This is a genomic window from uncultured Sphingomonas sp. (genome assembly GCF_964244235.1).
Taxonomy (GTDB): Bacteria; Pseudomonadota; Alphaproteobacteria; order Sphingomonadales; family Sphingomonadaceae; genus Sphingomonas.
In genome coordinates this window covers 77,598-89,282 of the sequence record NZ_CAXTII010000001.1, presented here as the reverse complement: position 1 = coordinate 89,282, position 11,685 = coordinate 77,598, and the positions used below count along the sequence as shown (strand labels likewise).

The window sequence follows — 11,685 nt, the reverse complement described above, 5'->3', positions numbered from 1 at the left end:
CGCTCGATCCGGGGCACCATCGCCTTGCCGATCCCGAAATAGATCAGCGCAAACACGATCGCGAGCCAGAAGAACTGGGACGCGTAGATTTCGCCGATCTGGGATAGCTGTGGCATCGGGCTTGTCCGCTCGCGCTTACTTGACGACGAACAGGATGAGGATTGCGACGACGAACGCGATCAGGCCGAGCAGCTCGGACGCCGCGAAGCCGATGAACAGGCGGCCCTGCTGGCCGTCCGCAGCACCCGGGTTGCGAAGCGCGCCCTCCAGGAACGAACCGAAAACGTTGCCAACGCCGAGAGCGGACAGGCCGACGCCGATCGCTGCGAGGCCGGCACCGATGTACATTGCACCAAGATCAGTCATGTCGAAACTCCTTTGGAAATCATTAGGTTATACCCCGACCCTAGTGCAGATGCACCGCGTCGTTGATGTAGAGCGTGGTCAGCAGCGCAAAGACATAGGCCTGGATCGCGCAGACGAGCAGTTCGAGCGCCGAAACGCCGACGATCATGAAAAAGCTCAATATGCTGACGAGGATGCCGAGCGGCCCATGCGCGTTGAGCCCCTGAACGACGAAACTGCCGAACACCTCGAGCAGGATATGCCCCGCGGTCATCGCGACGAACAGTCGCAGGCCAAGCGAAAAGGGGCGTACCAGGAACGACACCAGCTCGACCGGGATGATGACCGGCATCAGCAGCGCCGGTGCGCCTTTCGGCACGAACAGCGAGAAGAAATGGAAACCGTGCTTCCAGAAGCCGACGACCAGCACGATCCCGAAGGAAACGAACGCCAGCACCGCGGTGACGGTGATATGGCTCGTCACCGCGAAGGTGTGCAGACCGGGCAGGATCGCCAGCGGCAGGACGCCGATGAAGTTGGCAAACAGGATGAAGAAGAACAGCGAGAAAATGTAAGGCGCGAATTTCTTGCCCTCGGGCCCGATGTTGACGCGCATCATGTCGTCGATGAAGCTGATCGCGCCTTCGACCATCACCTGCCAGCGACCGGGGATCAGCTGACGCTTCAGCCCGCCCGAAACGAAGACCGCCAGCAGCACGAACACCACCACCATGAACAGCGCGGAGTTGGTGAACGACAGATCGAACTTGCCGACCGTGATATGACGGCCGAGCACCGGCTCGACCTGGAACTGTTCCATCGGATCGATCTGACCGGCCACTTTACCCTCGTCCGCTATTGGAGGCGTTCATTCCGCGCGCTCCTTGGAAATACGGTAGATGTTGCGGAACGCAACGATGATGCTGAGGACGAGCAGGATCAGCAGCAGCCAATGCCCGGTGCGAAGCCACCGATCCAGCACCCAGCCGAGCAGCGCGCCGCCGATCGGCACGCCGACGAGTTCGGCCAACACGCGCGACCCCTGCCCGTAACCCTTGGCCGGTGTCCGCCGATCCGCGCCCGACGCACGCGCATCATCGGCCGCACGCGCAGTCGCGATGCGGGCGTCGAGGTCGTCGATCTGGCGGTCGTCGGCCAAAAAATGCTTCCCGATAAAGAAACGCCGCCGGCCCGGGGGGCGGCGACGAGGGCTCACGACGGGCGAACCCGTGCTGGCTGGCGTTTAGGAAACGGGTCGGGCCAAGTCAACCGTCGGGGGCCATGGCGTATTCCTCGACCGCCATGCCGGGCTTGTCCCGGCGTTACGGATAATCAAATACACCGCGAATCGCGTTCCGGCGCGGCGGCGGTGCGGGTCTTCCATATGCCTTCAGGCGTCTTGTACTTCTCGCCCGGCCTGGTCTGCTCGATCAGGTTGCAGCCGCTGGTAAACGCCAGTTGCTCGACAGTCGCGCCGCTGACCGTTGCTTTTTGCGTGTAGGCCGCCTTGCGCTGAATGTTGATGCTGTTCACCAGTGCGCGATATTCGCCGCTGCCTGTGCCGACGAGGCCAAGATAGCCATCGGGCTGCTCGCCCACTTCGCCCGTCGACCGCGCGGCGGCATAGGCCGGGTCGCGCTGCGCCCAGGCGCTGCTCGCCGTAAGAGCCGACAGCGCCAGGGTGCCGGTAATGATGCCAACCATGATGTTCATCAGAAAATCCCCGGATTCTGCTGGATCAGTGCCTTCGCCGCGCCATCGAGACGATAGACTACTTGCTGCGTGACGTTGATGTTCAGGTTGATCTCGATGGGTTTGTCGGGCGCGGAGACGTTGACGCACCCGCCAAGCCCTGCGCTTGCCAACACCACCGCGATCGATCCGCGAACGCGCACGAAACTCGTGATCCTCTCCGGCTTCGTCAATCCTGTTTCGCTCATGGCACGGTCCTGCTTGCGGGGGGCTGAATGGGGGCCGGCACCGAACTCGGTTGGGGCGCGGCCCGCTTTTCCTGTTCCTCGATCAGCGCCGGCAGATTGCGTTCGATCAGCCGCCGGGGATCGTAGAAGCTCGCCGCCGAATCGAGAAGCCCACGAAACGGCGCGCGGATCGTGACGTTGAACACGAATGGCAGCCGCTGGAGCCGACGAACGAGGAAATTGGACTTCGCCCCCGCGCCCTGGCTGACGCCCGCGAACCGCACCGCGGTCACCATCTCGCCCGACAGCGGCCCGTTCATCGTGATCGACAGGCGCTGGTAGCGAAGCGATTTCAGCGCCTGGAACGCCAGATTGCCCCAGAAGCCAAGGTCCTTCTGGCCGATTTCACCAACATAGGCGATGCCGCCCCCGCCGCCCCGGACGGTCAGTGTACCGCGTTCGATCCGACCACCGCTTTCATCGAAGATCATCGGCAGTACGCCGTCGAACACCCCCGTCGCGTTCAGATTCTTGAAGTCGAACTGCAGGAGGAACTGGTCCGCCGCCGCACCATCGACGCGTAAGGTGATCCGGCGTTCGGCGGGCGCGGCGAAATCGAGCAGAGTCGGGTCGAGCGTCAGCGTGCCGCCTGCAAAGGGCCAGCGCGCGCTATCCACGACGATGCGTGCACCGGGCAAGGTCTGGTAGACGATGCGACCGTCATTGACCGCGATGCCGGGATTGATCGTGCGCACCGTCGCGACCTGACCTGGCGCGCTCTGCAGCGACAACAGGTCGGTGAAGACGATCTCCCCCGCCAGCCCCGTCACCGGCCCGAACGCCGCCGCCAGATCGAGCGCGCCGGTGCGGAACCGGCCCATGCTGGTCACGCCGGTCCGCGACCAGGCGATATGCCCGGCACCGGCGATATCGCCCTTCACCGCCGCAATGACGCCGTAGGTCAGCGGGGTCAGCAGGTCGGGCTGGAACGTGTCGGTGAAGGCCAACACCGGCACCGTCAGGTCTGCGGTGCCAGCGCCGGCGGACAGGTCGTGGCGGATCGCGACGTCCGCGACCTTCACACCACGCGTCGGTTCGTGCAGCGCACCCGTCGCATCGATCCGGCCGTTCGCCAGCGTCAGCACGACGCCACGCGCGGAAAGCGGCTTGAACCGCGCATCCTCGTCCACGTCCGCGACGCCGAGCGTCCCACGGAGCGAAAGAACCCCACCAGCGAAACGCCAGTCGCCGGCTGCAGCCGACAACGCCAACGGCACATTGGCGATCGTCCCCGCCCCGCCCGCGAACCGGCCGGCGACCCTGCCACCCGTCGCGGTTCCCGACAATTGCCCGAAATCCAGCTGCGTCTGCCGATCGCTCGGTCCCAGCAGCGCGTGGACACCGTCGACCGCGAAGCCCGCGCCGGCCATCCGAAGCACCGCTTTATCCGTTACCAGCGAAAAGGGGCTTGCCCCGAGCGTTCCGGCTACCCGCACGGCGGCAAGCGCCGCGCCGCCGCCGACCAGGCCGCCCGCGACGTGGACCAGCGCACCATCGACCGGACACAGCCCGGTACGCACCCTGCCGAGGACGAGGCCGGACAGCATCAGCCGATCGAAGCCGATCACCGTACAGCGATCGTCGACCAGCAGACCCGCCGCACCCCAGTGGGCGTGGATCGGCAACGTCAACCCTGCCACCCGCCCCGCCCCCACGGGGCCGGACAGCGTGGCACGGGTCGATACCCGCGTGCCGCCACGACCGGCGACGAACGCGACCGGAGTCAGCGTCAGCCGCGCACCGCCTGCCGCATAGGGATCGACCGTCGCGATGCCGCGGACGGGATCGTCCGCTTTCGCCTGATGAAGCGACGCGCGTATTCCGGGCATCCCACCGCCAGCGACGGCCAGATTGCCATCGATCGTGACGGTGCGTTTCGCGATATCGATTCGCACGCCATCCCCGCCCGACAGCGCCGCCCGAACCCCGCTCGCGCTCGCCAGCCGCGCCGCTTCCACGCGGACGACACCCTGCCCACGCGCCCACGCGAGCGCGACATTCGCGGTGACGCTGACATCGCGCGCCGCTGCGGTGACAGCGTATCCCGATGCGGCTACGAGAGGCGCGATCGGCGTTCCGGTGACACCGGATATCACCGAAGCAATCGCGGTTTCGAGCGAGGTGCCCCACCCCTTTTCTCCTCCCCGGTCTCCTCCCCGGCGAAGGCCGGGGTCCGGTCGCGAAGCGCGCGCGACGGCGCGGTGCACTCGATCGCCAAGGGTCTCCCGGCGGGGCCCCGGCCTTCGCCGCGGAGGGGGTGAGGGTGCGATCGGCAAGAAGTCAGTGCCAAGAAGGACATTCGCGACCCTGACGGTCCCGTCGAATGCGCTCGTTCCGCCAAGCCTGTACGCCCCCGCAACCGCGACTTGGCCTGCGCCCATCGACCCGGTCCTCGGCGCGATGAGCGACACCGCAACCCGCCCCTGGGTCTGCGCCGCGGTGCCCTCGAACGACACATCGCCGTGCGCACGTTGCGCCGCATAGCCCGCCCCGTCGAGCCGCCCGATCGTCAGCACTGCGCGTCCCGTCCACCGATTGAGATCGGCGGTGAGCGTGGTGTCGAGATCGGCGGCGATGCCCCCTACCCGGCCGTCGGCGCACACGATTCCATCGACACGCACCGGGCCGCGTAGCGTCGGTCGTCCCGCGGTCGTGGCGACACGCAAGGCCGCGGCGACCTGCGTCCCGGCGCAACCCAGCGCCATCATGCGATCAGATACCGCCGCTACCGTCCCGCGGAACCCGTCGTCGAGCCGCCCGGACCCGACGATCTTCACGCCCACGACCCCCGCCTGCGTCGCCAGCCGCATCCGCGCATCGGCGATCGCGACATCGATCGCCGGCAACGCGAAGGGCTGGCCCGACGCGGCCGGCAGCAAGCGATCGATCGTACCGAGCGAAACACGACCGCGGACCATGGTGCCGCGGAGGCGAACATGCCCGACGCGCAATCCCGTCAGCCGCGCGCCGCCGAACCCGATCGCGGTCTCGGTCTCGATCCAGTCGGCGACAAGATCGGGCCGCGCCGGGTCGCCGATGACGACATTCGTCAGCCGCTGGTGCCCGGGCCCCAGAGCTGCCAGCGTATAGCGCGCCGGGACACCTGCTGCCGCGAGCGTGCGTGTTATATACCCCTCCGCGATCGGCTTGCGGTCAATCCACAGGAGGAGGAGCGCACCGAGCAGGATCGCCGCGACGACGATCGCCGCACGCGCCGCGCGACGGGAAGCCGGGCGATACGGGATTGGTAGCGCGTCGGGGCGCATGTCGCTCACTCGCCCGCTCCCGGTCGTTACTCGATCGTCACTTAAGCGGCGCAGCAGTGCGGTGGCAACTGCATGCGATCGGATCGGAATCCGATCCATCATGGTCCCTGCCGGCCCGAACGGCGCTAGCTTCGCCCGGATGAGCGACGCCGATCCTGCGGACGATCATGCCGGCCACCGCGCCCGGCTGCGGCGGCGGCTGTTCGAGGGGCGCGGCGATTCGCTGCTCGATCACGAGCTGATCGAGTATCTGCTCGCCACCGCGATCCCCAGGCGCGATACCAAGCCGCTCGCTTGGGCGTTGCTGCGCGAATTCGGCGGGATCGGCGGCGTGCTGACTGCCGATTCGGAGGCATTGTCACGCGTGTCCGGCATGGGCGAGACGTCGATCGCCGCGCTGAAAATCGCACATGCCGCCGCGATCCGCCTGCTGCGCGACGGGATTACCGCGCGCCCCGTCCTCGCCAACTGGCAGGCGCTGCTCGATTATCTGCGGGCGGACATGGTCCATCACGCGATCGAACGGTTCCGCGTCCTCCACCTCAACACCCGCAACATGCTGATCCGCGACGAGGTGATGAGCGAGGGCTCGATCGACCAGGCCGCGGTGCACGTCCGCGAGGTGATCCGCCGCGCGCTGGAGCTGGGTTCGGCCTCGATCATACTCGTCCACAATCATCCCTCCGGTGACCCCGCCCCCAGTCGCGCCGACATCCAGATCACCCGCCAGATCGAGGAGGCGGGCAAGCGCCTCGGCATCGCGGTCCACGACCATCTCGTGATGGGCGCGAACGGGCATGTGAGTCTCAGGGCGCAGGGTTTGATCTAAAACCTCCGTCATGCCGGACTTGATCCGGCATCCATCGTGCGGCGCAATCCACGGTTCTGGTTCGCGGCACGATGGACCCCGGCGCAAGGCCGGGGTGACGGAGGATTTGTCCCCGCTCCCCCACGCTGCTACCCGGCGCGCTTCCCGCGCCTGTCGAAAGCACATCATGGTCCCCCGCTATTCCCGCCCCGCGATGACCGCGATCTGGACCCCCGAAGCGCGGTTCCGGATCTGGTTCGAGATCGAGGCGCATGCGACCGAAGCGCTGGCCGAGCTTGGCGTCGTGCCGAAATCCGCAGCGAAGGCGTTGTGGGACTGGTGGGCGACCAACCCCGTCATCGACGTCCCTGCGATCGACGCCGTCGAGGCGGTGACGAAGCACGACGTCATCGCCTTCCTGACATGGGTTGCTGAGCAAGTCGGCGACGAAGCGCGCTTCATGCATCAGGGGATGACATCGTCCGACGTGCTCGACACCTGCCTCGCGGTGCAACTTGCGCGGGCGAGCGACGTGCTGATCGCCGATATCGACGCTCTGCTGGCAATTCTGAAACGCCGCGCGATCGAGTACAGGCTGACCCCGACGATCGGGCGCAGCCACGGCATCCATGCCGAGCCCGTCACCTTCGGGCTGAAGATGGCACAGGCCTATGCCGAATTCACGCGCAATCGCGAACGGCTGGTAACGGCACGGGCGGACGTCGCGACCTGCGCGATCTCGGGCGCGGTCGGCACCTTCGCCAACATCGATCCGCGTGTCGAGGCGCACGTCGCGGCGAAGATGGGCCTGTCGGTCGAACCCGTCTCCACCCAGGTCATCCCGCGGGACCGGCACGCGATGTTCTTCGCCACGCTCGGCGTCGTCGCCTCGTCGATCGAACGCCTCGCGACCGAAGTCCGTCATCTGCAACGCACCGAAGTGCTCGAGGCGGAGGAGTATTTCTCGCCGGGGCAGAAGGGCTCGTCGGCGATGCCGCACAAGCGCAACCCGGTGCTGACCGAAAACCTGACCGGCCTGGCGCGGATGGTCCGCGGCTATGTCACCCCCGCGCTGGAGAATGTGGCGCTTTGGCACGAGCGCGACATCAGCCATTCGTCGGTGGAGCGCTATATCGGCCCCGATGCGACGATAACGCTCGACTTCGCGCTTGCCCGGCTGACGGGGGTTATGGACAAGCTCGTCGTCTATCCCGGACGGATGCTGAAGAATCTGAACAAGATGGGCGGCCTGATCCATTCGCAGCGCGTGTTGCTGGCGCTGACCCAGGCGGGGATCAGCCGTGAAGATTCCTATCGGGTGGTCCAGCGCAACGCGATGAAGGTCTGGGATTCGGACGGCGCGCTTTCGTTGCTGGAATTGCTGAAGGCCGACCCAGAGGTGACGCTGAGCGATGCCGAGCTGGAGGACAAGTTCGACCTGGGATATCATCTGCGCCACGTCGACACGATCTTCGCGCGCGTGTTCGGGTAGCCTAGCCGTCCCGCATGCCGATGCCGATGCTCGCCCGCGCCGAATCCGCCTCGCTCGACACCACCGGATAGGCGCAATAATCCGCGGCGTAATAGGCGCTCGGCCGGTGGTTGCCGGACCAGCCGATCCCGCCGAACGGTGCGTTCGATGCCGCGCCGTTGGTCGGTTTGTTCCAATTGACGATCCCCGCCCGCGCGTTCGACCAGAACCGGTCGTATAGCGCGGGTGTCTGGCTGACGAGGCTGGCGGACAGGCCGTAGCGCGTGTCGTTCGCCTCGGCGATCGCGGCGTCGAAATCCTGGGCGCGGATCACTTGCAGGATCGGGCCGAACAATTCGATGTCCGGCCGTTCCGCCATGTCGGTCACGTCGATCATCGCCGGAATCAGGAACGGCTTGTCGGGCACCGGCCGCTCCAGATGGCGGAGCGGACGGCCGCCGCGCATCATCAGCGCCAGGAAGCTTTCGGTCAGCTGGTCCGCCGCCTCGTTGTCGATCACCGGCCCCATGAAGGGTGCGGGATCGTCGTGCGGGCTACCTACGATCAGCCGGTCGATGATGGTGTTAATCGTCGCGACCAGCGGCTGCGCCATCGCTTCCTCCACGATCAGCCGCCGCGCGGCGGTGCAGCGCTGGCCTGCGGAGGTGAAGGCGGACTGCACCACCAGCACCGCGGCAGTGTAAAGATCGGGCGTGTCCCACACGACGATCGGATTGTTGCCGCCCATCTCGAGCGCCAGGATTTTTTCAGGCTTGGTCGCGAACGCGCGGTTCAGATTGATACCGGTCCGTGCGGAGCCGGTGAACAACAGCCCGTCGATCCCCGGATGGGCCGCGAGCGCCTGCCCCTCCGCGGGCCCGCCGATCACGACGCGGATACATCCCTCCGGCACGCCTGCGGCGCGGTAGCATTCGACGAGGAACGCACCCGAAGCCGGCGTTTTCTCCGACGGTTTGAAGACCACCGCGTTTCCGGCGAGCAACGCGGGGACGATATGACCGTTGGGCAGATGCGCCGGGAAGTTATACGGCCCCAACACCGCCAGCACGCCGTGAGGCTTGTGGCGAAGCGCGATCCGGCTGCCCATCGACGCGTCGATCCGGCGTTGCGCGGTGCGTTCGGCATAGGCGGTGACCGATATGTCGACCTTCGCCACGACCGATGCGACCTCGCTCCGCGCCTCCCATAGCGGCTTGCCCGTCTCGCGCGCGATCAGGTCGGCGAAGGCTTCGCTGCGCTGGCGAACGACATTGGCGAAACGGCGCAGCGTTTCGACACGCACCGTGAGCGGCAGCGCGGCCCAGGGTGCCCAGGCAGCGCGGGCCAGACCGACCTCATGATCGGGATCGCTGACCGGATTGCGCCAGAGAAGCGCACCGGTCGCGGGTTCGTGCGAGAGGATCTCGTTGGCCATGCGCGCGGAACTAGGCGAATGGCGGTTGAGCGGCAAGATGGCGACACCGACACCTTATCCTCCGCGAACGCGTGGGAATAATGGGGCCAGCGCGGCCCCCATCTCTCGGATCGCCGCCACTTTCGCCGCCAGCACCGACCAGTCGTCCCGCTCCGCGATCGCCGCCCAGATCGCCTCGACCTCGTCGATCAGCATCGAACAGGGCTCCCCCGACCAATAGGGATGCGACCGGTCGTTGCGCGGCATGTAAGCGGCAAGTGCCGCGCGAACCTCGGCCCATGCATCGCCATATTCCTCCGGCAACACGCCGCCGAACGCATCGAAGAAGAACCGGTCGATCCCGACCCCGGTCCTCCGCAACGCGCGCTCGATCGTCTGGACCAGCGCGCGGTCCCCCTCGCCGTCACGCCCGACGACGCCGAACCGCCACAGGATCGCCGCCGCCACCGCTTCCTGATAGCGTGCCGGAAACGCCTCCAGCGCCGCGACCAGCGGGTCGCTGTCCGCAATCAGCCGCAACGATGACGCCAGCTGCATGACGTCCCAGTGGATCGCCTCCGGCTGACGCCCGAAAGCGTACAGCCCCTCGCGATCGAAATAGGCCGCGACGAACCCCGGATCCCAGGTCGGCGCGAACCGCCACGGGCCGTAATCGAAGCTCTCGCCGGTCACATTGATATTGTCCGAATTCAGCACGCCGTGCACGAACCCGGCGGCCATGTACGACGCCGCGAGCGTCGCCGCGCGGTCGACGACCAGTGTGAGCAGCCGCGCCGGATCGTCGCCCGGTTCGTCGTACAGCCGGTCCAGCACATAGCCGACCAGCCGCCGCATGGTCGCTTCGTCGCGCAGATACGCCAGCCGCTGGAACGTGCCGATGCGGATATGCGAATGGCTGAGCCTGACCATCACCGCGCCGCGGGTCGGGGACGGCTCGTCGCCGCGATCCAGCGCCTCGCCCGTCTCGATCAGCGACAGTGTGCGGCTGGTCGGGACGCCGAGCGCCTCCAGCATTTCGGTCGCCAAAATCTCACGTACGCCGCCTTTGAGCGTCAGCCGGCCGTCGCCCGACCGGCTCCATGGCGTCCGGCCCGACCCCTTGGTACCAAGGTCCATCAGGCGGCCGTCCCGCCCGCGCATCTGCGCGAAGGTGAATCCGCGGCCGTCGCCGATATCGGGATTGTACATGCGGAACTGGTGCCCGTGATAGCGCAGCGCCAGCGGTTGCGGCAGCGTATCCGGCAGCGGCACGAACTGCCCGAAATGGCGCACCCACGCGTCGTCGGTCAGCCCCGCCAGCCCGATCTCGGCCGCCGCCCGGTCGTTGCGGAAGCGTAGCCGCGCATCGGGGAAATCCGCCGCGACGACCAAGTCCCACATATCGGGACCTAGCGAGCGGAGTATGGTCTCGGGGCGATAGGCTTGCGGGTCGATCGGCATCCCGCGATATGGCGGACGCACGCCCAAGGACGCAACCATGGCCGCCTATCAAAACGTCTATTAGCGGTCGAACGACGGGTTGCGGCTACATGCGCGCGATTATCCGGGTGGCGACAGCGGCAGAGGCCGGCCACCGATCCTGTGTTTGCCGGGGCTGACCCGGAACGCGCGCGATTTCGACGGGCTGGCGGCGAGGCTCGCCGGGAGATGGCGAGTCATCGCGCTCGATTTCCGGGCCGGGCGGAGAGTGCTTATGCCAAGGACGCGATGACCTGCGTCCCGTTGACCTATGTGCAGGACGTCGCCGCCCTGCTCGCCGCGCACTCGCCGCGCACTCGCCGCGCATTCGATCGACCGGTACGTTGCGATCGGCACGTCCCTGGGCGGGATCGTCACGATGCTGCTTGCGGGCACCGGCGGCGGCGGAATCGCCGGGGCGGTGCTGAACGATATCGGGCCGGAGATCGAGGCCGCGGGGTTCGGGCGGATCCGCGGCTATGCCGGCAAGGCGAGCGCGTTCCCCACTTGGGTGCATGCCGCACGTCACCTCGCCGGGAGCCAGGCGATATCTATCCGACTGGGCGATCGAGGCTTGGCTCGCGATGGCCAAGCGGCTGTACCGCCGGAACGGCGCGGGGCGGATCGTGCTCGATTACGACCTGAAAATTGCAAAGCCGTTTCGCGTGGCGGGCGCTGAGGCCGGCCCCGACATGTGGCGCGCATTGTCGGGGTTGCGTACCGTGCCGACGGTCGTCGTGCGCGGCGGCCGGTCCGACGTGCTGAGCGCGACGACCGCCGACCGGATGGTCGCGACTTTGGATCGGGGGGTGCTGGCGACGGTGCCGGGCGTCGGCCATGCGCCGCTACTGACGGAGCCCGAGGCGCAGGAGGCGATCGATGCGTTGCTGGAGCGGGTTCTCTAACCTCCCCTCCCGTTTACA

Annotated in this window: 10 protein-coding genes and 2 pseudogenes; 3 read left to right on the top strand and 9 right to left on the bottom strand. The window is 67.0% G+C overall.

Annotated elements, in window-relative coordinates; genetic code table 11:
- The 7 genes and pseudogenes from ACFE7D_RS00490 to ACFE7D_RS00460 all read right to left on the bottom strand — a co-directional run.
- Positions 1 to 116, bottom strand: a pseudogene (locus tag ACFE7D_RS00490) (ATPase); the annotation flags it as partial.
- 19 nt (positions 117 to 135) lie between these two features.
- Positions 136 to 348 (bottom strand): F0F1 ATP synthase subunit C, encoded by a 213-nt coding sequence (locus ACFE7D_RS00485; RefSeq protein WP_375393468.1) that lies wholly within the window; start codon positions 346 to 348, stop codon positions 136 to 138.
- Positions 349 to 406: 58 nt separating this feature from the next.
- A complete protein-coding gene (locus ACFE7D_RS00480; protein WP_375393467.1) occupies positions 407 to 1,165 on the bottom strand; it encodes a F0F1 ATP synthase subunit A in 759 nt (252 codons plus the stop codon).
- 48 nt (positions 1,166 to 1,213) lie between these two features.
- Positions 1,214 to 1,504: an AtpZ/AtpI family protein gene (locus tag ACFE7D_RS00475; protein ID WP_375393463.1), complete on the bottom strand. Its 291-nt coding sequence runs from the start codon at positions 1,502 to 1,504 to the stop codon at positions 1,214 to 1,216.
- Positions 1,505 to 1,677: 173 nt separating this feature from the next.
- Complete coding sequence (locus ACFE7D_RS00470; RefSeq protein ID WP_375393466.1) at positions 1,678 to 2,049, bottom strand: YdbL family protein; 372 nt, start codon at positions 2,047 to 2,049, stop codon at positions 1,678 to 1,680.
- A gap of 8 nt (positions 2,050 to 2,057) precedes the next feature.
- The gene (locus tag ACFE7D_RS00465) at positions 2,058 to 2,285 is read right to left on the bottom strand and encodes a YnbE family lipoprotein (RefSeq protein WP_375393462.1); all 228 of its coding nucleotides are present in this window, start codon (positions 2,283 to 2,285) and stop codon (positions 2,058 to 2,060) included.
- The gene (locus tag ACFE7D_RS00460) at positions 2,282 to 5,590 is read right to left on the bottom strand and encodes a YdbH domain-containing protein (RefSeq protein ID WP_375393465.1); all 3,309 of its coding nucleotides are present in this window, start codon (positions 5,588 to 5,590) and stop codon (positions 2,282 to 2,284) included. The genes ACFE7D_RS00465 and ACFE7D_RS00460 overlap by 4 nt, the downstream gene beginning before the upstream one ends.
- Before the next feature lie 139 nt (positions 5,591 to 5,729).
- On the opposite strand from ACFE7D_RS00460, the gene radC reads away from it, so the two are divergent.
- Both radC and purB read left to right on the top strand, forming a co-directional pair.
- A complete protein-coding gene (radC, locus tag ACFE7D_RS00455; protein ID WP_375393461.1) occupies positions 5,730 to 6,419 on the top strand; it encodes a DNA repair protein RadC in 690 nt (229 codons plus the stop codon).
- 166 nt (positions 6,420 to 6,585) lie between these two features.
- Entirely contained in the window at positions 6,586 to 7,890 is a 1,305-nt protein-coding gene (gene purB, locus ACFE7D_RS00450; protein WP_375393460.1) for an adenylosuccinate lyase, read from the top strand.
- A 1-nt stretch (position 7,891) separates the two neighbouring features.
- Here the strand turns inward: purB and astD are convergent, their stop codons facing one another.
- Both astD and ACFE7D_RS00440 read right to left on the bottom strand, forming a co-directional pair.
- Positions 7,892 to 9,304, bottom strand: coding sequence for a succinylglutamate-semialdehyde dehydrogenase (gene astD, locus ACFE7D_RS00445; protein WP_375393459.1), 1,413 nt, complete (start codon positions 9,302 to 9,304; stop codon positions 7,892 to 7,894).
- A 54-nt stretch (positions 9,305 to 9,358) separates the two neighbouring features.
- Complete coding sequence (locus tag ACFE7D_RS00440) at positions 9,359 to 10,744, bottom strand: protein adenylyltransferase SelO family protein (protein ID WP_375393458.1); 1,386 nt, start codon at positions 10,742 to 10,744, stop codon at positions 9,359 to 9,361.
- Between the two features lie 79 nt (positions 10,745 to 10,823).
- On the opposite strand from ACFE7D_RS00440, the pseudogene ACFE7D_RS00435 reads away from it, so the two are divergent.
- Positions 10,824 to 11,667: pseudogene (locus ACFE7D_RS00435) on the top strand (alpha/beta fold hydrolase).
- The last annotated feature ends 18 nt before the right edge of the window (positions 11,668 to 11,685 follow it).